This is a genomic window from Reyranella sp. GW821-FHT12G01 (assembly GCF_058806575.1).
Window position 1 is genome coordinate 2050383 of record NZ_JBXAPV010000001.1, and the last position, 19562, is coordinate 2069944.

A 19562-nucleotide genomic window follows, 5' to 3' on the forward strand; every position below is an offset into this window, starting at 1 on the left:
CTAGCGACCGTGCTCGCCCGCGAGATTGGCCGGCCTCAGCGCCAGAAATACAGCGAGTGCCAGCAGCATCAGCACGCCCACGGCGAGGAATGCCAGGCCCCAGGCCATCGGCGACATGCCGCCCGCGAGATCGAGTGTCCAGCCGACGACCAGCGGGCCGATGAAACCGCCCGCGTAGCCAAGGGTCGAGTGCACCGCGAGCGTGGCGCCGCGCCGCGCGGGCTCGGCGTTGCCGGCCGCACCCGCCGTGACAGACGACGAATCGAGCCACACGACGACGCCATAGGCGATCACCAGGAACACCGCGAGCCAGTAGCTCGTCGAGCCGGCGAAGCCCACGATCGCGGCGAAGCCGATCGACAGGATCATCGCCGTTGCGACGAGGCGGCGGCGACCGAGGCGGATCGACGCCTCGTTGCCCAGCACGCTGGCGAGCGTGCCCAGCAGCGCCATCACCGTGACGACGAACGCAGGCGACAGCGTGCCCTCCGTGACACCCGTGCTGCCGGCGACGAAGGCAAGGAAGGCCACGCCCCAACCGCGCAGCGCGCTCATTTCCAGGGTGTGCACGCAATAGACGACCGAATAGGCGAAGGAAGAGGTGTTGCGGAGGACCGGCCGGAAGTCGAACAGGGCACCGTGTCTGGGCTGCCGTGGCGCCGGCGTTTTCGGCGGCACCGACAGCGCCACCATCGTCCACGCGATGGCCGCGGTGACGGCCGCGAAGGCGAAGGTCCAGCGCCAGCCGAACTGATCGGCCAGCACGTCGCCCAGCAGGAAGGAGACGGCGCCGGAGATTCCGATGCTGGCGGCATGGCCGGTCACGGCGCGCGACATGAGCCTGGCGTCGACCTGGTCGGCCAGCAGCTTCAGGCCGGTCATGTAGGTTCCGGCCCAGCCGATTCCAGCCAGGGCGCGCGTGGCGAAGGCCGACCAGAAGCCATCGGCGAACAGGCCGAACATCAGGTGGCCGGCGACCGTGCAGGCGACGCCGAACAGATAGACCTTCTTGCCGTCGATCCGGTCGGTGAGCGTGACCAGCACCGGCACCGCCATCATGTAGGCGCCGAAGAAGATCGCCGTGATCCAGCCCGCCTCGCTGTTCGTCAGGCTCCAGCGCTGCATCATCTGCGGCAGCAAGGCAGGCCAGAAGCCCGCACCGATCTGCACGAAGATCTGCGCCGCGCAGACGATCGCGACGAGGCGGGGTCCTGAGATTGCGCCGGACACTCGGTCAGTCACCGCAGCAGGCTGTCGGGGCGGGGCAGCAACCGGTGGCGCCGGCTTTCGATTTGGGTGTCGAGGAAGGACCGTTGCAGACGCCGGTTTCCGGCAACACCAGCTCGACCCTGCCGGCGGCCTCGTGGTCGCCCGCGATTTCGGCCGCGATGGACCGGACCTGTTCGTAGCCGGTCATCATCAGGAAGGTCGGCGCGCGGCCGTAGGACTTCATGCCGGCGAAGTAGAAGCCGGCCTCGGGCTGCGCCAGCTCGCGCGCGCCGTGCGGACGCACGGAGCCGCAGCTATGCTCGTTGGGATCGATCAGCGGCGCGAGGATCGGCGGACATTCCAGTGCCGGGTCGAGCGACAGCCGCAGCTCGCGCAGGAAATCGAGCTCGGGCCGGAAGCCGGTCGCGACGACCAGTTCCTGCACGGTCACGCTGCGCGCGCAGCACGCACCGCTCGTGGCGATGTGCACCAGGTCGCCTTCGTGGCCGATATGCCCCACACGAAACCCTGTTTCGGTCCGAATCGCACCGCTGGCGACGAGCGCCGCGAGCGCCGATCCCAATGCGCCCCGGACCTTGAGTTGATCGGCCGCCCCGCCACCGAACGATCTGGCGGGATCGTCGGCGCGCAGCAGCCATACGATCCCGGTGGTTGGCACCTGGTCCTTGAGGCGCGCCAGATCGATCAACGTGCCGACGGCCGAATGACCGCCGCCGAGGACGGCAACCTCGCGACCGGCGTAGCGGGCGCGATCGCGCCCCAGAACGTCGGGCATGCCGTAGGCAATGCGACCGCGAGCGTCGCTCTCGCCGATCGCGTCGAGGCCGTTGGCTCCCGCCGGATTGGGGGCGAGCCACGTGCCGCTCGCGTCGATGACGGCATCGGCCGTCAATCGCTCCGCGCCCGTGCCGTTGTCGAAGCGGATTTCGAATGGTGCTGCTTCCCGGCCCTTCGTCTTCACCTTGTCGAAGCCCACACGCCCGATGGCGGTCACGCGACTGCTCGTGCGGATACGGTCCTTGAGCGCGGTGCGGGTCGCCAGCGGCTCGAGATACTGCTCCACCAGTTCGGCCCCTGTCGGATACTGGTCGGGCTGCGGCCCGTTCCATCCGGTTGCCGTCAGCAGACGGTCGGCGGCCTTGTCGATGTTGAATTCCCACGGCGAGAAGGTCTGCACGTGGCCCCACTGACGCACGGCATGGCCGACCGCCGGGCCGGCCTCGATCACGACCGGTTCCAACCCGCGTTCGAGCAGGTGAGCAGCGGCCGCGAGCCCGACAGGGCCTGCGCCGATCACGGCGACGGTCTTCGGCTTCGTGAGCGAATCGGGCATGTCCGTTTCCTGTTTCACGCGACCTTGTTGAGCGCGCTCGGGCCGCAGGAGCCCTGGCTCTCGACGCAGCATTCGTCGACCAGGAAGCCGACGAGATTGCGCATCAGGTCGTAGTTGGCGTGGCAGACGAGCGTCGCGCCGCTACGCTTCTGCGAAATCAGCCCGACGCCCATCAGCGTCTTCAGGTGATGGGTCAGGGTGGAACCCGCCACGTCGAGTTTGGCCTGCAGGCGCCCCACCGGCATTCCCTGATCGCCCGCCCGGATCAGCGCGCGGTAGATCTTCAAGCGGGTCGGGTTGCCCAACGCTTCGAGATGGGCGGCGGCGTCGTCGATTTTCATGCCTGCAACGTAATACCGGTCGGCGGAGAGTCAACTATATTTCTAGAAATATAGAAATGATTGGTCTATGGAACGGTTCAGCAGACCGGAGCCCATGCCATGACCCATCGCACCTACAATGTTCTGTTCCTTTGCACCGGCAATTCCGCCCGCAGCGTGCTGGGCGAGGCCATCGTGAACAGATTGGGTGAGGGGCGTTTCAAGGGTTACAGCGCCGGCAGCCAGCCGAAAGGGCAGGTGCATCCCTACACGCTCGATCTCCTGGAGAGCCTTGGCCATCCGACCGACGGCCTGTTCTCCAAGAGTTGGGACCTCTACGCGGTGGCCGGCGCGCCGACGATGGATTTCATCTTCACCGTCTGCGACAGCGCGGCCGGCGAAGCCTGTCCGGTCTGGCTCGGCCAACCCATGACGGCGCATTGGGGTATTCCCGATCCGGCTGCCGTCGAGGGCAGCGAGGTCGAGAAGCGTGCCGCATTCCGGCAGGCCTATGCCGCGCTTGAGAATCGCATCCGCGTTTTCCTCAGCCTGCCACTGACGAGCCTCGACCGGATGACCTTGCAGAACCGTCTCAACGCCATCGGGCATACGCCGTCCGCGGCGGCGGCCTGATGCGCTCCGCACTTCTGGCGGAAGGGATCGGCACGGCGCTGTTGCTCGCGGGTGTCGTCGGCTCGGGCATCATGGCCGAGCGCCTGTGTGGCGGGAATGTCGGCCTGGAACTGCTGGCCAACGCCATTGCGACCGGTGGCGTGCTGTTTGCCCTGATCGTCATGTTCGGACCCGTATCGGGCGCACACTTCAATCCAGTGGTTACGCTGGCGCTGGCCTTCGACGGCAAAAGTCCGCGCGACCGCGTCGCGCCTTTCATCGCGATCCAGGTCGTGGGCGCGATCCTCGGTGTCTGGCTCGCGCACCTGATGTTCGATCTGCCGATCCTGCAGGTTTCGATGAAGCCTCGCGCGGGGATCGGGCAATGGGTCTCGGAAGCCGTGGCGACCTTTGGCTTGCTCACCTTGATCCTGCTGGGCGTACGCCGCCAGGTGGCGTCGCTTCCTGCCGCCATCGCCGTCTATATCGTGGGCGCTTACTGGTTCACGGCCTCGACGTCGTTCGCCAATCCTGCCGTCACGCTCGCGCGCTCGCTCTCGAACAGCTTTGCCGGCATCGCTCCGGCCGATGCCCCGGCCTTCATCGTGGCGCAGGTCGTGGGCACGGTGCTGGCGATCGCGGTCACAGCGCTGATGCGGGACTGAGTGCCTGTGTCTACTTCGCCGCCGCCTTCGGCCAGCGCTCGGTGAGGCAATCGAGTTGCGCCGGGGTGAAGCGGCCGGTCACCTTATATAGGTGGCTGCCGTCGGGCAGGGTCGAGGACGCGGCGGGATCGAAGCAGGCGGCGTAGTCGGTCTTCGAGATGAAGTGCAGCTTCGCGGCCGCGGGCAGCTTCGCTTCGAAGGCTTTCAGCGCCGCCACCGTCGGCTGCAGCCAGACGCGCTTGTAGGAGATCGCCACCGGCACCGGCGGGTTGTCGGCGATCTCGAGCGCGGCATCGTCGGTCAGGTAGACGTCCTCGTAGGTCGCGTTGGCGCGCAGCCACTCCGCGAGCTTCTGCGTCGCCGGCGGACGGTCCTGGTACCAGGCCGGCCAGTCGGTGCGGAAATGCACCAGGTAGAAGGCCCACAGGAACGCCATCAGCGAGAAGCTGGCGAGCCTCGGCGCGCCGTGCAGCCGCCAGATCGCGCGATAGGGCGCGATGCCGAAGGCGACGAACGAGAGCGGCACGAAGAAGATGAGCTGCAGGAAGTCATGCGCCACCACGTCGTTGGGCAGCAGCACGACATAAAGGAGGCCGGTCAGCAGCGACACGCAGCTCACGACCGCCACCGGGTCGCGCTTGTCGCGCGCGAGGAACGCCAGCGACACGATTCCGCCGGCCAGCAGCCACCAGCCGCTGTTGCCCAGCGTATAGACGAAGAACTGCTCCCATACGCGGGCCGGGTTCGCGGGCTCGCCGTTGGAATGGCCGATGCGGATCATGAAGCGGGAGAACAGCTCCTGCAGCATGCCGACCTCGTAGAGGTTCCAGGCATAGGCCAGCACGATGATCGCAGGCAGCGTCCAGATCATCAGGCCGGTGCGGAAAAGGCCGCGCAGTACGCCACGATCGTATTGGCCGGGGAGCGGGCTGACGACGCGGAAGATGCAGAGCATCACGCAGAAGGGGATGAACAGCCAGTGGTTGGCCGCCATCCATCCTGTGGTCAGCGCCAGCCACCAGTGCAGGTTCGGATTGCCGTTCCTGCGCAGCGAGTATTCCAGGCACAGCGCCACGACATAGGGCAGCAGCACCGAGATCTGGCCCATATGGACCATCGGATGGAAATAATACGGCGCGGGATGGAAGAGGTAGGTGAGCATTGCGCTGCTCACGAAGAACAGGCCGAGGCCGCCGCGGTCGCGCGGCTCCATCATGCGCCACACCAGCAATCCCAGGATCAGCGCCATCAGCGCCTGCTGCGCGATGCCGTAGAAGGAGATCAGGGTGGGGATCGGCAGGTCGCGGAAGAGCTGGTGCGCGAGGTAGAGCTGCAGCGTGCAGCCGGGCAGGAACGAGGTGTAGATGATGCGCTCGTGCAGCGTCTGCGCTTCGATCGACTTGGGGCTTTCGAGCGTCAGCATGCGCTCGGCCCAGATGCCGTTGCGCTCCCAGTATTCGACGAACTTGGTCTCCTCGGCCATCAGCCACTGGTGATGGCCCTCGGTCATGGTGCCGATATAGGACCAGCGCTGCTTGATGCCGGTGGCGACCGCGACGGCCCAGACGATCAGGATGAACGCCAGCGCGTTGCGGGGCGAGAAGGGGCTGAACAGGCGGGTCATCAGGAGTTAATCCCCGGAGTGCGGGCCGAAAGCCGTGCCCGGAGCGCCGTCGCGACGCCGAGCACAATGAAGCCGAGCAGGACGTAGGTCCCGATCAGGAAGAGCTGCGCCGTGGTCGCGGCGATCACCGCCTGCGTGGCGCCGATGCCGAAACCGCCCAGCAGCAGCACGAAGGCATATTGATAGCTGCCGAGGAAGCCCGGCGCCGTCGGCAGCAAGGTGGCGAGCGCCGCACCGCCCATCAGGAAGGCGGTGTCGATCGGCCCGAGTTCGATGTGCACGGAACGGCACACCGACCACAGCGCCGTCGCCTCGATCGCCCAGATCGGCACCGTGAGCAGCGCCGCCACGACGAAGTTCTTCGAGCCGATCACTTGGGCGGCCTGCGCGAACTGTTCGAGGCGCGGTCCGACCGCGCGCACGATGGCATCGCGGCGCGGCAGCCAGGCGATCAGCCGCGCCAGCCAGGCCTCGGCGTTGCCGTTGGCGAGGTAGGTCGACACGAACCACAGGCCGAGCGCCACGATAGCCGCGATCGCACCGCCCAGCAGCGCCACGTCGCGCACGCCGCTCGATTCGCTGCCGGCAAGTGCTAGGCCCAGCGCCAGCAGGCACACCGCCGCTGCGAGGTCGAGCAGCCGCTCGACGAAGATCGACGCCAGCACGCCCGACATGGCGATGCCGGTGCGGCGGCCGAAGTAGTCGGCGCGGAACAGTTCGCCGAGCCGCGCCGGCAGCGCGCCGTTCATCGCATAGCCCGCCAGCATCGCTTCGAGCACCGGGCGAAAGGACACGTTCCAGCGAAAGGTGAGAATGCCGCGCCAGCGCACAGTACGTAAGCCGAGGTTCGCGCCCTGCAGCGCGACGCCCGCCACGATCCACGCGGCGTCGGCGGTGCCCACGATGTCGCCCGCCTGCGCCCAGTCGACCTTGCGCAGTGCGAGCCACAGGCAGAAGGCTCCGACGGACAATCCGATCGCGGCGAGGGCCGGCTTGGAGAGGGTGCGCATGCCGGCGGGCTAGCGAACGGGGCCGCGCAGCCGGAATTTCACGACGTACCAGAGGGCCAGCAGGCCGTCGCGCCAGCCGATCTTCTTTCCCTCGGCGTAGGTGCGGCCGTAGTAGCTGATGCCGCATTCGTAGATACGCCAGCGCTTGGGGCGGGCGAAGGCGGCCGACAGCTCGACCTCGATGCCGAAATCGTCGCTGACCAACTCGGCACCATCGAGGACCTCGCGCCGGAACATCTTGTAGCAGGTCTCGAGGTCGGTCAGCGTCTGGTCGAAGAGCACGTTGAACAGCGCCGAAATCGTGCGGTTGCCGAGATAGTGGTAGAAGAAGAGGGCGTGATGGGGCCGGCCGTAGAAGCGCGAGCCGTAGACCACGTCGGCCACGCCGATCTGCAGCAGCCTGAACATCTGCGCCCAGTCCGAGGGATCGTATTCGAGGTCGGCATCCTGGATGACGATCACGTCGCCCTGCGCCGACGCAAAGCCGGTGCGCAGCGCGCGTCCCTTGCCGCCGTTGGCGGGATGCATCAGCGGCCGCACGGTGAGCGGGCCGGCCACCGGCTCGAAATCTGCACCGGCGTCCTGTCCCTCGAACACGAAGGCGATCCTGCCGTCGGCATCGCGCCGCGTGCCCACGACGACGTTCGCGGCCGCCGGAAAAGTCTCCTGGATCCACGCGCGCGTGCCGTCGGTCGAGCAATCGTCGACCACCACGATCTCGCGCGTGACGCCGGGCAGGGCCAGGGACACCGCGCGCAGGATGCGCGGCAGCGTCTCGCGCTCGTTGTAGGCAGGAATGACGACGGAGAGTTTCAGATCCTGGCGCGGCGGGACGTCAAATCCGGTTTGCATCGTCCGATCGCATCACGCGAGCCATCCGGGGGACCGCATCGCATAAGGTGTGAAACACAGGCTGGTTCCCGAAAGTGCTTCCGGTGGCAGATATCTGCCCGAGTTCACGCGAGGGTGCAAATCGATATCGGCCGATCGCCGTCAGTCGGCGGGGATGAAGCGCAAGGTGCCGGCGCGGCGCGTCGGCTGGCCGGTGTCGTTGGTGTGGTTGACGCCGTCCATGACGGGCACCTCGGGGAAGTCGAAGGGGCTGACGCCTTCCAGGCACGCGACGTTCACGGCGTAGAGCGTCGTGTCGGAGCGGCGCTGGTGGTGCGTGTAGATCCCGCAACGCGAACAGAAGAAATGCTGCGCCGTGCCGGTGTGGAAGCGATAGGTCGTGAGCGCGTCCTCGCCCTGCAGGAAGCGAATGCCGCCCATCTCCGCCATCGCGACGACGGCGCCGCGCATCCGGCAGAAGGAACAGGTGCAGCGGCGGATCGACTTGAACCCGTCGGTCAGCGTCGCCTCGAACCGCACCGCGCCGCAATGGCACTGACCCTTCCGAACCTTGTCGTCGTCCGCCATGTCTCGTGTCTCCCGTCTCCTGCGGAATCTATCCGCTGCCGGGATTTTACTCCAGACAGTGGCGACCGCATGCGTGGACACGCTAGAAGGATCATCCGGAGGAAACATGATCCAGAAAGTTGTAGTGCTCGCCCTCGTGGCCCTGGTGGTCTCGGCCTGCCAGCCGCGTTCGGTGCCGCTCATGGCGACGGCGGAGTACGAGCAGGAGGTCCGCAAGATCGCGACGCCGCCGGCCGACCGGGCGCGCCTCTATATCCTGCTCGGCAAGCGGCCCACGGGCGCGATCTTCACGCCCTACGAGCTGCACGGCATCACGGGCGACATCTACATCGACGAAACCAAGATCGGCACGGTCAATCCGAAGGAAGCGATGGTGGTCGATGTCATCCCCGGCAAGCACAGCCTGAGCTGGTTCTACATGAACCAGAAGGAATGGGCGTTGCTCAAGAGGACGGTCACCGAGCGCGATTTCGCGGGAGGCACTGTCCATGTGCTGTTCGCCAGCATGAACGCTTTCGACTTGGAGGTCGTGCCTGGACTCGTCGTGACGCCCAGCGAGCCGGCGCCGCCCAACGCCGCCATCCCGCCGATGTTCAAGATCGTGCGTCCCACCTCGTGTCCGCCGACGATCTGCGTGACGCCGTAGCGGAGATGGAGATGGGATTGGGCGGCTAGTCCAATCCCTGTTCGGCGCCGAAGCCGACTTTAGGTTCGCGGGATTCGATCTCCTCGCGCACCGCCGTCAGGGCGCCCTGCAGGATCGCGAGCTGCCGCAGCGATTCGGCGGGCGGCACTTCTTCGGCGGCGATCTTTTGCACGAGCGCGAGGCGGGCTGATTCGAGGTTGCTGCGGAGCGCGTGGATCGGGTGAGACGGTGGCATTTAGGCCTCCTGCGGTTTCGTCCAGGCAGGTCAACGCGCACATCGCGGTCGAGTTTCGCCCAGTGCATCGATGCAGAAACCGGCGTTATCGCGGGAACCCGAAGCGCACGACCTTGCCGCGGTCCGTCTCGACGAAGCCCGACTTCAGGAGGACGCGCTGCGAGGCCAGGTTGTCGGGACGCGTCTTCGCCCAGATATGGGCGTCGGGGAATTGCGATCGTGCCCAGTCGATCGCCGCCGTCAGGGCCAGCGACGCGACACCGCACCCGCGCACTTCCGGCACTATCCAGTAGGAGGCTTCGATGGCGCCGTCCTGCGGCGCCGACAGGCCGACGCCGCCGGCATAGCCGTCCGAAGCGTTCACGATCGTAAAGACGAAATGCCGCTCGAGTTTCCAGTTCTCGATGGCGCGTTCGATCCACGGTGCCGCCCACGCATCCTCGAAGGCCAGGCCGAACCACGGCAGGAGCCTGATGCCCGCGTCGCGTCCCGCGCGTGCGATTCCGTCGATGTCGCGTCGGTCGATGGCACGGAGCGTGAACGGCGGTGCATGGAGAAGCGGAGGCTTCATTGCAAAACCGTGATCCGGCGCGACAGGATCTGCAAGGGTGTCACCTCGATACGGACGTTGACAGCGCGCGCGGAACGGTCATGCGCGTCCGTTTTCTCCGCGCGCGTCTGCGAGGCGATGGCATGACGGTCATGCGGCATTATTTTGTTATCGCCGACGGCGACTCTTCGCACTTCACAGTCGCGCTCGAATGAGTATAACGCGCCGATGTCCGAAATTGAATCGCTCCGCAAATCGCTCGCCGCTGTCTCCTCCGAAGGCATGGCCTTCGAAGAGAAGAAGAAGTTGGCCGTCACGACCATCACCAAAATCCTCGACGCACTGTCGCGCGGCGTCAGCACGTTCGGCGAATGGGAACAGCGCTGCCTCGCCGCGTCGATCATCGCGCTGCGCGCCAGCAAGTATGACGATTCCCGCTCGCTGGCGCGCCGCGCATTGTGGCCCGAGGAAAACCGTCGCAATTCCGGCGTCGCGCGCCTGCTGCTGCGCCCGGGCATGCTGACGATCGCCGAACTCAGCCGCGAACTGAAGATCGCCCAGGCGATGCAGTCGCGCTTCAAGGACGCGGCTTAACAGCCTGTGTGAAAACGCCGGCGGCGTCGCCGGGCTGTCCACAAATCAGAACATGTGTTGAACGCATCCGCCGTCCTCCGTAGCCTCTGGCGACACGGGGACGGGTGGCTGCCATGCATCGGCTGACGAACACGCTTCTGGCGATCCTGCTCGCTGCGTCGGCGCTGCTCTGCGCGCCGCTCGCTTCGGCGCAGCAGACCGCGCAACCGGCCACGCAACTTTGGCCGACGCGCGGCTGGCCGGTCTCCTCGCCCGAGGAGCAGGGCATGAGTTCCGAGCGGCTCGCCCGCTTGGTCGATTTCGGCGCCGCCAACAACATGGACAGCGTGCTGGTGACACGCCACGGCCGGATCGTGCTGGAGGCGGCCTACGCGCCGTTCCGCGCCGGGCTCCGGCACCACATCTATTCGTCGACCAAGGCCGTCACCAGCAGCCTGATCGGCATGGCGATCGGCGAGGGCTTGCTCGACGGCACCGACCGGCGGGTCGTCGATCTTTTAGGCGACCGGCCGATCGCCAACCTCGACGATGCCAAGAAAGCGATCACGGTTCGGCATCTGCTCGACATGACGTCGGGCCTCACCTGGCAGGAGGGGCTGGACGGTCCCTATGACTCCGTCATCGCCATGACGCGTTCCCCCGACTGGCGGCAATACGTGCTCGACCAGCCGATGACGTCGGCGCCAGGCGCGCGCTTCTATTATGACAGCGGCAACACCCATCTCCTGTCGGCCATCCTGAGCAAGGCCACGGGCCGCAGTGCGCTCGACTACGCGCGCGAGAAGCTGTTCGGGCCGCTCGGCATCGACGACGTGCTGTGGCAGGCCGATCCGCAGGGCATCTCGATCGGCGGCTGGGGCCTCCACCTGCAGCCGCGCGACATGGCGAAGATCGGCTATCTCTGGCTGCGCGGCGGGCTGTGGGAAGACAAGCAGGTCCTGCCGGCGGCGTGGATCGAGGCCGTGAAGCGGGCCGATGTCGACATGCGCGAGAGCTGGGCGACCGACCTGCGCTACGGTCTTCAGTTCTGGGTCATGCCCCAGCGCAACACCTTCATGTCGGTCGGCAAGAACCGGCAGCTCATCGTCGTGATGCCCGAACTCGACATCGTGGCCGTGGTGACCGGCTCGGCGCGGTTTCCCGAGGTGACCGGCAACAGGATCACCGTGCCGCGCTATCGCTTCGGAACGCTGGTGAACCATCTCGCCGACGCCGTCACCTCGAACGCCGCCGTGGCGGCCGATCCCGCAGGAACCGCCGAGCTCGCCGAAAAGGTGAAGGCGGCCGCGATCGAGCCACCGGCGCCGGGCGGCGCCGTTACAGGTGCGCCGCCGCCGATGGCCAAGACCGTCTCCGGCAAGGTCTGGCGCTTCGCCGCCAATCCGATGCGCCTCAAGTCCTACACCCTGAAGCTCGACGATCCCCAACCGTCCTACGAGCTCGAAATCGACCGCGGCCCGTCAGCCGCATCGGCGGGCCGGTTCGGCGGACCGATCGGCTTCGATGGTCGCTATGCGGTCGGCGGGCGCATGCCGATGGGGCCGAGCGCGGCGCGCGGCGCCTGGTCGGCCGACGGCAAGACCCTCGTGCTGGAGGTCCAGACGCTGGGCAACGACGACGCGGCGCGGGTGACACACGTGTTCGGCGACAAGACCGTCGACCTCAGCATCGAGTGGACGAACGGGTTCAAAGCGAACGCGCAGGGACGGACCGACGACTGAGTCGCCCGCGTTACTCGGCTAGCTCGCGCATCACCTTAATAAGGTCGGACTTGCCCTCGAAGCCGATGCCGGGAAGGTCCGGCATCACGATGTGGCCATCCTCGACCCGCACCTGGTCGGGGAAGCCGCCATAGGGCTGGAAGAGATCGGGATAGCTCTCGTTGCCGCCGAGGCCGAGGCCCGCCGCGATGTTCAGCGACATCTGGTGGCCGCCGTGCGGCACGCAGCGTGACGGCGACCAGCCGTGCTGTTCGAGAACGTCGAGCGTGCGCAGATATTCGACCAGGCCGTAGGACAGCGCGCAGTCGAATTGCAGCCAGTCGCGATCGGGGCGCATGCCGCCGTAGCGCAGCAGGTTGTGCGCATCCTGGTGAGAGAAGAGGTTCTCGCCGGTCGCCATCGGCGCGGGATAGAACTCGGGCAGGGCGGCCTGCAGCGCGTAGTCGAGCGGATCGCCGGCCTCCTCGTACCAGAACAGCGGATAGTCGCGCAGCATCTTGGCGTAGGCGATGGCGGTCTCGAGATCGAAGCGGCCATTGGCGTCGACGGCGAGGCGCGCCTGCGAGCCGATCTCGTTCAGCACCGCTTCGATGCGGCCGCGATCCTCGTCGAGCGAGGCGCCGCCGATCTTCATCTTCACGACGTTGTAGCCGCGGTCGAGATAGGAGCGCATCTCGGCGCGAAGTGCCGAGTTGTCCTTGCCCGGATAGTAGTAGCCGCCGGCGGCATAGACGAAGACGCGCGGATCGGCCTTGCGGCCCTTCATCTCGGCGAGCAGGCGAAACAGCGGCTTGCCCGCGATCTTGGCGGTGGCGTCCCAGATCGCCATGTCGAGCGTGCCGACCGCGACCGAACGCTCGCCGTGACCACCCGGCTTCTCGTTGGCCATCATCGCGGCCCAGAGCTTGTGCGGATCGAGATTGTCGCCGGCCTCGTTCAGCACGCTTGCGGGCTTGGCCTGCAGCAGCCGGTCGCGGAAGCGCTCGCGTATGAGGCCGCCCTGGCCGTAGCGGCCGTTGGAGTTGAAGCCGTAACCCACGACCCGGCGTCCGTCGCGCACCACGTCGGTCACGACTGCGACCAGACTGGTCGTCATCTTCGTGAAGTCGATATAGGCGTTGCGGATCGGCGAGGAGATCGGCTGGGTGATTTCGGCGACGTCGACGATGCGCATGGGCGGGCTCCGCGAGGCTTTTTGGTTGTGATGCCGGAAACGGCATCTCCGCGACGTGGATAGGCCCGACATTCCGGCGATACCAATGCCGTTGCGGTCCGTGGTCATGCTAGAATGGCATCACCATGGAGCTGATCTGGCTGGAAGACTATCTGGCGCTGGCCGCGACCCTGAACTTCTCGCGAGCGGCGGAGGTGCGGCACATCACGCAGCCGGCCTTCAGCCGTCGCATCCGCGCGCTCGAACGCTGGGTCGGCGCGCCGCTCTTCTCTCGCACCACGCACGGCGTGGCGCTGACCGAGGCCGGCGCGCATTTCCACGATCAGGCGGAGATCCTGACGCGCGCGCTGTTGCAATTGCGCCGCGACACGGTCGAGGTGGCGGGCCGCGCCGCCAAGCTGTCGATCGCCTCGACGCATGCGCTGTCCTTCACGTTCTTTCCCGGCTGGGTAAGGCGCAACGACAGCGTGCTGGCGCTCGGCAACCTGAACCTGATCTCCGACAGCATGCAGGCCTGCGAGCAGATCATGCTGCGCGGCGATGCGGCTTTCCTGCTGTGTCACTACCACCCGGCGATGGGCTGCCGCCTCGACGGCCAACCATTCAAGAGCATCACCGTCGGGAATGACACGCTGCTGCCGCTCAGTGCGCCCGCACGAGGCGGCACGCCGCGCTGGCGGCTGGGCTCCGCCGGCAAGCCCGCGCCCTATCTCGCCTACAGCGCCGAGTCCGGCCTCGGCCGCATCGTCGCCGCCGGCTGGAAGGCGAAGGACCGCGGCGTCGCGCGCGCCGTCTTCACTTCGCACCTTGCCGCGACCCTGCAATCGATGGCGCGTGCCGGCGACGGCGTCGCCTGGCTGCCGCGCTCGCTGGCCGAGGACGACATCGCCGCCGGCCGCCTCGTGCCGGCCGCTGATACGGCGTTGCAGATCCCGGTCGACATCCGCCTGTTCCGCCCGACCGTGCGCCAGAGCCCGGCAATCGAAGCAATGTGGGACGCGTTCGGGCGACGCTGATCGATCCGATCAAAGGTCCTTCATTGCGTTCGGGATGACAATTTTGTCGGGATTTGCGCAGTGCGCCGATCAAGCAAACGGTGTCATCCCGAGCGTGAGCGAGGGACCTTTCGCTTTCAGTTACGACGAATAGAGACGCTGGTGAAAATGCGGCCGTCGCTTTTGAGACGCGGCCGGAAGCGCTGAAAATCGGCGCTGTGTAGAACGCAGCACGTCGCGGCGAGCGCTGCGGCGACCGCGAGAAGACGCCGGAGTGACGTCGCAGACGAGCAAGGGCCGATGGACGCGACCGTACTGATCTTCCTGCTGGTCTATCTCGCGATGGGCTTCGGCAAGCTGCCGGGCTTCAAGGTCGATCGCACGGGCGCGGCCGTCGTGGGTGCGCTGGCGATGCTGGCGGTCGGCAGCATAAATCCCCATGCGGCCTGGGGCGCGATCAACGATCGCACCATCGGGCTGCTGTTCGGGCTGATGGTGGTGTCGGCGGCCTTCGTCGTCTCGGGCTTCTATGGCTGGGTCGCGGAGAAGGTGGCGACGCTCGACGTCGCGCCGCCGGTGCTGCTCGCGCTGCTGACCTTGGTCGGCGGCGGGCTGTCGGCGGTGCTGACCAACGACGTCGTCGTGGTCGCGATGACGCCGCTGCTGGTCTCGATCACGCTGGCGCGCGGCCTGAACCCGGTGCCGTTCCTGCTCGCCTTCTGCTTCGCCACCAACACCGGCTCGGCGGGCACGCTGATCGGCAGCCCGCAGAACATGATCGTGGCGCAGGGTCTCGACCTCTCGTTCAAGGGCTTTCTGGGCATCGCGGCGCTGCCGGCGCTGGCCTCGCTGCCCGTCGTGTGGGGTGTGATCGTGCTGATCTATCGGCGGCGATGGACGGCGCCCGCGATCCCGACGGAACTTCCGGAAGCGGGCAGCCCCGTCACTCTCGATCGCTTCGAGACGGCGAAGGCGCTGGCGGTGACGGCGGGGGTGATCCTCGCTTTCGTGTTCAGCCCGTGGCCGCGCGAGCTGATTGCGCTCAGCGGCGCTGGCCTGCTGCTGGTCAACCGCCAGATCGCCTCGAAGGACATGCTGAAGCATGTCGACGGCAACCTGCTGCTGCTGATCATGGGCCTGTTCGTGGTCAATGCCGCGCTGCGCGCCACCGGCCTGCCGGCCGAACTGCTGGACGAGTTGCACGAGGCCGGGCTCGATCTGAAGGATCCGTTGACGCTCTTCCTGGTGAGCAGCGTCTTGAGCAACATCGTCGGCAACAATCCGACGGTGATGCTGTTGATCCCGTTCGTCGATGGCGGCGGCACCGGGTTCGGCCGGGCCGCGCTGGGCGCCGCACTGGCGCTGGGCACCGGCTTCTCCAGCAGCCTCGTCGTGTTCGGCAGCCTCGCCGGTATCATCGTCGTCGAGCAGGCGGCGGTGCGCGGCGTAAAGATCTCGTTCAGGGAATTCTCGCTGGCCGGCGTGCCCGTCGCCGTGACCTGCATGGCGATGGCCGGCTTCTGGATCTGGCTGCTGACGTTCTGAAGCGTCAGGCGCCGGCCGCGCGTGGCGCCGGAGCCATCGCGACGACCAGCGTGACGACGCCCATCAGGCCGGTGACGACGATCAGGGCCATCGACAGCGAGACCATGGTGAGCGCGGCGCTGGTGAAGATGACGCCGGTGGCGTTGGCGGTGCGCAGCAGGGCGAACAGTTCGGGGCGTTGATGCGGCGGGGCCAGCGTGTCGAGGATCAGCGAATAGTGCGTCGCGAGCGGCGCGAGGACGAGGCCGATCAGGATCGCGCCGGCGATCGTCATCGCGACGGAGAGGTTGAGGGCCGCGAGTGCGGCACCGAAGGTCATGACGGCGAGCTGCGCCACGACGGTCCGTCGCCGGGCCTGGCGATTGCGCACGCTGACCCACAGGCCGCCGGCGACCGAGGCCAGGCACAGCGGCACGGTGAACAGGATGGCGAGCGTCGGTGCGTAGCCGAACTGCAACGCCAGCGCGACGGCGCCGATCTCGATCGCCGCCACGGTCGCGCCACCCGCGAGCGCGCACAGCAGCCACAGCACGACCGGCGGGCTGAGCAGCGCGCCACCCGCGCTCTTCATGTCGCCCGCATGCGTCGCGCCGGTGTTGGGGATCAGCACGGCGGGCAGCGCGCCCAGTAGCGCCAGCGCCAGCACGCCGAAGGCGGGCGAGATCGTGCCGAGGCCCGACGCGGCCACCGGCGCCAGCACGAAGGTGAGTTCGTTCAACGTCGCCGCGATGCCCAGCGCGCGTGGCAGGCCGGAACCCGGCGCCAGATGGTTCAGCACCGCGCGCAGGTAGCCCGAGGCGGCGCCGTTCACGAGACCCGCGAGGGCCGCGAGCCCGATCAGCCAGGTGAAGGAAGCGCCGGAGGCCGCGAGCAGGGCGACCGACACCAGCGCCGCCGTGCGCAGCGCGATCAGCAGGCGCAGGAACATCGCCACGTTCAGGCCGCGGCCGAGCCGCGCGATCGGGATGGCGCCCGCCACCTGCGCCATCGTCATCGCGAGGATCATGGCGGCGCCGCCGCTCGTGTCGCCGGTGACGCTGAGCGCGACCAGTGAGAAGGCGACGGGCCCCGCCGCCTGCGGCACGCCCAGGGTGGCCGACGAGATGTACCAGCGGACGAGCTTCGCCCGGCTGGAAGGGGAAGCCTGCACCGTCGTCAGACGTGGCGCAGGAGCATGACGATGAGACCGGCGAACGTGAGATCCAGTGCCACCTCGAGAAGGAATTCGTGCACCGGGCACCCTCTTTGATGATTTCACATCAGTTTTGCACAAATTGTGCAATTGTGAAATCCACTTCGCGAGGGGGAGGATTGCCGAAAGAGCGCCTCACGCCCGCGCGGGCAGGGCTCCCCCGGAGGCGCGGACCTCGGCGACGGCGCGGTCCCAGCTTGCGAGGCGCTCGGGGCCGGCGGGATGGGTGTCGAACAGGCCGGTGTCCTGGCGGTCGGAGGCGCGCGCCATGGTGACCAGCAGGCCGCGCGCCTTGTCGAGATCGACGTTCGAGCGATAGAGGATCACCGCCGCGAGATAGTCGGCCTCGCGCTCCTGCTCCTTGGAGTAGGAGATGCGGCCGACCGAGCGGCCGAGCCTGGCGCCGGTGTCGATGGACGAGCGCACGAACTCGCCGGAATTGGTGGAGCGGGGATTGGCGACGGCGGCGCCGAGCACGCCCAGAAGCACGCCGCCGATCAGCGCGCCCGTCGCCTGGTTGCGCTTGTTGTTGGCGATGTGGTTCGCCGCCTGGTGGCCGATCTCGTGGGCGAACACCAGGCAGACTTCCTCCTCGTTCGTCGCATACTCGACGACGCCGCGATTGATGAAGATCAGGCCGTTGTCGCCGGCGCCCGCGTTCATCTCGCGGCTCGACGAGGCGATGAACTGCCAGTCGCAAACGCCGACATTCATCTGGCGGCAGGTCTCGTAGGCCGGCGGACGGATGCGGGCGAGGGCCGAGCGCATGATCTCGTTCACCTCCGCGTCGGTCAGTGAACGGCGCTGCGGCGGACCGCCGGCGCCCTGCACCTCGCTCTGCGCCAGGCTGAGACTGTTCTCGCTGATCTTCGGAAGTTGATGCACCGCGCCGGCGCAGCCGCACAGAGCGCACGCGCCGCCGAGCGCGAAGAAAGACCGCCGTTTCATTGTTTTCCCACGCCGCCGATCGTTGCAGCTCCCCGGATCACGCTACCGACGGCACGCTGCCGGAGTCAATGTCGCTCTCGCGCCCGCGTGGTAGAGTGAGCTTGGATGCTACCGGGGGGAGAGGGCGTTGGACGGACCGGAGAAGAATGCGCACGGCCGGCGCGGCCTGTGGCGGGCGATGGCGGCGGTGTGCCTGTCGGCATCCCTGGTCGCCTGTGCGACCGCGGAAGAGCCGGTAACAGAACCGGTCGTCATCGCGCCGGCCGATGCCCGGTACCGGGTTGCTCCGAGACCGACCTATCCGGTCAATTCCCGAAAGGCGGGCGAACAAGGCACGGTCCTGCTGCGCGTGACAGTCGGTGCGGAGGGCGGCAAGGCCCGCAGTGTCGAGCTGGTGAAATCCTCCGGTTATCCGGTGCTCGACCAGTCGGCACTGCTGGCCCTGCAGGACGCGCAGTTCCATCCCTATACCCGCAAGGGCAAAGCCTTGTCGTTTGTCAGCGACATCCCGGTCCAGTTCGTTCTCCGGTGATGGACGCCGGGCGATCGCCCGCCCTACGGAACGGGCCGCGCCGCTTCGTATTCCCGGCCGCGCGCTGCCTGCTATCCTCCGCCCCAAGATCGAAGGGCGTGAGGATACATGGACTTCCAGGAACTGGTGCATAGCCGTCGCAGCACCCGCGGCTTCAAGGACAAGGCGATCCCCAAGACGGTGATCCACGAGATCATCGAGGACGCCAAGCGCGCGCCATCATCGATGAACAGCCAGCCGTGGCACGTCCATGTCCTGGCCGGCGCGCCGCTCGATGAGGTGCGCCGCCGCAACATGGAGGAGATGGTCGCGGGCAAGCCCTCCAAGCGGGACATCTTCACCCACGGCCCCTACGAGGGCGCCCATCGCGAGCGCCAGGTCGGCGTCGCCAAGCAGCTCTTCGCCGCCATGGGCATCGCACGCGACGACAAGGCGATGCGCCAGGACTGGGTGCTGCGCGGCTTCCGCCAGTTCGACGCGCCGGTCTCGCTGGTGCTGACCTACGACCGCGTGCTCGACCCCGGCGCCACCTGCCACTTCGACCTGGGCGCGCTGTGCTACGGCATCGTGCTGGCCGCCTGGAACCGCGGCATCGGCGCCGTGGTGAACGGCCAGGGCATCTCGCGCTCCGACATCGTACGCGAGGTCGCGAGCATCCCCGAGGACGAGGCGATCATGACCTGCGTCGCGTTGGGCTATCCCGACGATTCTTTCCCGGCGAACGCCGTGAAGTCGGAGCGCACCCCGACGGAGCAGTTCGTGAAGTATGTCGGGTTCGACTGAGGCATCGCATGACCCGGTCCGCCCATGACGTCGTTACCTTCCGCATCGTCATCGAGCAGCCGGTTCCCGGGGTGCTTCATAGCCTCCAGTCGAAGGAGGGCGGGCCTCTCGATCCGAAATCGTCGCGCAAGGGTGAACCGCTGAGGTTCGAGTTTCCCGTTCGCGTTGGCGCCGGGCCGAAGTTCTCTGGCGATCAGGTCCGTCGCGAGGGGCCGGAGCGGCGGTTCGTCTATGTCCGCATCGGCCAGTTGGCCGGAGATGCCGCGTCGCCCTGGTCGCGTCGCATGAAGATCGACATCCACGACATCAGGAAGGATCTGGTCGAGCGCGCCGCTGCCGGCGCCGGCGTCATCGAACTGACGGTCGCCGGCACGGGCGCGGACGGCACGCCGGCCTGCGCCACCGTGCCATCGACCCGCGCTTTCAGGGCCTGA

23 protein-coding genes are annotated in these 19562 nt (G+C 67.3%); 10 read left to right on the top strand and 13 right to left on the bottom strand.

The genetic code is table 11. From position 1 onward, the window contains the following. Genes AC1RP5_RS09850 through AC1RP5_RS09860 form a run of 3 tightly spaced genes read right to left on the bottom strand, consistent with a single transcriptional unit; the run spans position 1 to position 2904 of the window. A complete protein-coding gene (locus AC1RP5_RS09850; RefSeq protein WP_493110461.1) occupies positions 1–1230 on the bottom strand; it encodes an MFS transporter in 1230 nt (409 codons plus the stop codon). A 4-nt stretch (positions 1231–1234) separates the two neighbouring features. Beyond that, complete coding sequence (locus AC1RP5_RS09855) at positions 1235–2563, bottom strand: FAD-dependent oxidoreductase (RefSeq protein WP_493110462.1); 1329 nt, start codon at positions 2561–2563, stop codon at positions 1235–1237. A gap of 14 nt (positions 2564–2577) precedes the next feature. Continuing rightward, entirely contained in the window at positions 2578–2904 is a 327-nt protein-coding gene (locus AC1RP5_RS09860; protein WP_493110463.1) for an ArsR/SmtB family transcription factor, read from the bottom strand. 99 nt (positions 2905–3003) lie between these two features. Between AC1RP5_RS09860 and AC1RP5_RS09865 the strand changes: the two genes are divergently transcribed. Both AC1RP5_RS09865 and AC1RP5_RS09870 read left to right on the top strand, forming a co-directional pair. Then, positions 3004–3516 carry an arsenate reductase ArsC gene (locus AC1RP5_RS09865; protein WP_493110464.1) on the top strand — a complete coding sequence of 171 codons (513 nt, stop codon included), beginning with the start codon at positions 3004–3006 and terminating at the stop codon, positions 3514–3516. Further along, on the top strand, positions 3516–4160 hold the full coding sequence (locus AC1RP5_RS09870) for an aquaporin (RefSeq protein WP_493110465.1): 645 nt from the start codon (positions 3516–3518) through the stop codon (positions 4158–4160). Before AC1RP5_RS09865 ends, AC1RP5_RS09870 begins: the two co-directional genes overlap by 1 nt. 10 nt (positions 4161–4170) lie before the next feature. Here the strand turns inward: AC1RP5_RS09870 and AC1RP5_RS09875 are convergent, their stop codons facing one another. The 4 genes from AC1RP5_RS09875 to AC1RP5_RS09890 all read right to left on the bottom strand — a co-directional run bounded on the left by AC1RP5_RS09875 (position 4171) and on the right by AC1RP5_RS09890 (position 8213). Then, positions 4171–5784, bottom strand: coding sequence for a hypothetical protein (locus AC1RP5_RS09875; protein WP_493110466.1), 1614 nt, complete (start codon positions 5782–5784; stop codon positions 4171–4173). Continuing rightward, a complete protein-coding gene (locus tag AC1RP5_RS09880) occupies positions 5784–6794 on the bottom strand; it encodes a lysylphosphatidylglycerol synthase transmembrane domain-containing protein (protein ID WP_493110467.1) in 1011 nt (336 codons plus the stop codon). Before AC1RP5_RS09880 ends, AC1RP5_RS09875 begins: the two co-directional genes overlap by 1 nt. A gap of 9 nt (positions 6795–6803) precedes the next feature. Further along, entirely contained in the window at positions 6804–7646 is an 843-nt protein-coding gene (locus AC1RP5_RS09885) for a glycosyltransferase family 2 protein (RefSeq protein ID WP_493110468.1), read from the bottom strand. A gap of 141 nt (positions 7647–7787) precedes the next feature. Then, positions 7788–8213, bottom strand: coding sequence for a GFA family protein (locus AC1RP5_RS09890; RefSeq protein WP_493110469.1), 426 nt, complete (start codon positions 8211–8213; stop codon positions 7788–7790). Positions 8214–8319: 106 nt separating this feature from the next. Between AC1RP5_RS09890 and AC1RP5_RS09895 the strand changes: the two genes are divergently transcribed. Continuing rightward, complete coding sequence (locus AC1RP5_RS09895; RefSeq protein ID WP_493110470.1) at positions 8320–8859, top strand: hypothetical protein; 540 nt, start codon at positions 8320–8322, stop codon at positions 8857–8859. Positions 8860–8884: 25 nt separating this feature from the next. Here the strand turns inward: AC1RP5_RS09895 and AC1RP5_RS09900 are convergent, their stop codons facing one another. The 3 genes from AC1RP5_RS09900 to AC1RP5_RS09910 all read right to left on the bottom strand — a co-directional run bounded on the left by AC1RP5_RS09900 (position 8885) and on the right by AC1RP5_RS09910 (position 9967). Next, positions 8885–9094: a hypothetical protein gene (locus tag AC1RP5_RS09900; RefSeq protein ID WP_493110471.1), complete on the bottom strand. Its 210-nt coding sequence runs from the start codon at positions 9092–9094 to the stop codon at positions 8885–8887. An 85-nt stretch (positions 9095–9179) separates the two neighbouring features. Then, the gene (locus AC1RP5_RS09905; protein WP_493110472.1) at positions 9180–9665 is read right to left on the bottom strand and encodes a GNAT family N-acetyltransferase; all 486 of its coding nucleotides are present in this window, start codon (positions 9663–9665) and stop codon (positions 9180–9182) included. Continuing rightward, positions 9662–9967, bottom strand: coding sequence for a hypothetical protein (locus AC1RP5_RS09910; protein WP_493110473.1), 306 nt, complete (start codon positions 9965–9967; stop codon positions 9662–9664). The genes AC1RP5_RS09905 and AC1RP5_RS09910 overlap by 4 nt, the downstream gene beginning before the upstream one ends. On the opposite strand from AC1RP5_RS09910, the gene AC1RP5_RS09915 reads away from it, so the two are divergent. Together AC1RP5_RS09915 and AC1RP5_RS09920 are read left to right on the top strand one after the other, a co-directional pair. Then, positions 9951–10238 carry a hypothetical protein gene (locus AC1RP5_RS09915; protein WP_493110474.1) on the top strand — a complete coding sequence of 96 codons (288 nt, stop codon included), beginning with the start codon at positions 9951–9953 and terminating at the stop codon, positions 10236–10238. The genes AC1RP5_RS09910 and AC1RP5_RS09915 overlap by 17 nt on opposite strands. Before the next feature lie 113 nt (positions 10239–10351). Next, positions 10352–11959: a serine hydrolase domain-containing protein gene (locus tag AC1RP5_RS09920; protein ID WP_493110475.1), complete on the top strand. Its 1608-nt coding sequence runs from the start codon at positions 10352–10354 to the stop codon at positions 11957–11959. A gap of 10 nt (positions 11960–11969) precedes the next feature. Here the strand turns inward: AC1RP5_RS09920 and AC1RP5_RS09925 are convergent, their stop codons facing one another. Next, complete coding sequence (locus AC1RP5_RS09925) at positions 11970–13133, bottom strand: mandelate racemase/muconate lactonizing enzyme family protein (RefSeq protein ID WP_493110476.1); 1164 nt, start codon at positions 13131–13133, stop codon at positions 11970–11972. A 125-nt stretch (positions 13134–13258) separates the two neighbouring features. On the opposite strand from AC1RP5_RS09925, the gene AC1RP5_RS09930 reads away from it, so the two are divergent. Then, positions 13259–14149 (top strand): LysR family transcriptional regulator, encoded by an 891-nt coding sequence (locus tag AC1RP5_RS09930; protein ID WP_493110478.1) that lies wholly within the window; start codon positions 13259–13261, stop codon positions 14147–14149. A 279-nt stretch (positions 14150–14428) separates the two neighbouring features. Next, on the top strand, positions 14429–15673 hold the full coding sequence (locus tag AC1RP5_RS09935; RefSeq protein ID WP_493110479.1) for an ArsB/NhaD family transporter: 1245 nt from the start codon (positions 14429–14431) through the stop codon (positions 15671–15673). Positions 15674–15677: 4 nt separating this feature from the next. Here the strand turns inward: AC1RP5_RS09935 and AC1RP5_RS09940 are convergent, their stop codons facing one another. Both AC1RP5_RS09940 and AC1RP5_RS09945 read right to left on the bottom strand, forming a co-directional pair. Next, positions 15678–16823 (bottom strand): MFS transporter, encoded by a 1146-nt coding sequence (locus AC1RP5_RS09940; protein ID WP_493110480.1) that lies wholly within the window; start codon positions 16821–16823, stop codon positions 15678–15680. A gap of 177 nt (positions 16824–17000) precedes the next feature. Continuing rightward, a complete protein-coding gene (locus tag AC1RP5_RS09945; protein WP_493110481.1) occupies positions 17001–17813 on the bottom strand; it encodes a M48 family metallopeptidase in 813 nt (270 codons plus the stop codon). Between the two features lie 127 nt (positions 17814–17940). On the opposite strand from AC1RP5_RS09945, the gene AC1RP5_RS09950 reads away from it, so the two are divergent. From AC1RP5_RS09950 to AC1RP5_RS09960, 3 genes are all read left to right on the top strand, one after another. After that, on the top strand, positions 17941–18345 hold the full coding sequence (locus AC1RP5_RS09950; RefSeq protein ID WP_493110482.1) for an energy transducer TonB: 405 nt from the start codon (positions 17941–17943) through the stop codon (positions 18343–18345). Positions 18346–18453: 108 nt separating this feature from the next. Continuing rightward, positions 18454–19128 carry a nitroreductase gene (locus AC1RP5_RS09955; protein ID WP_493110483.1) on the top strand — a complete coding sequence of 225 codons (675 nt, stop codon included), beginning with the start codon at positions 18454–18456 and terminating at the stop codon, positions 19126–19128. An 8-nt stretch (positions 19129–19136) separates the two neighbouring features. Next, positions 19137–19562, top strand: a complete 426-nt coding sequence (locus AC1RP5_RS09960; RefSeq protein WP_493110484.1) for a DUF5990 family protein — start codon at positions 19137–19139, stop codon at positions 19560–19562.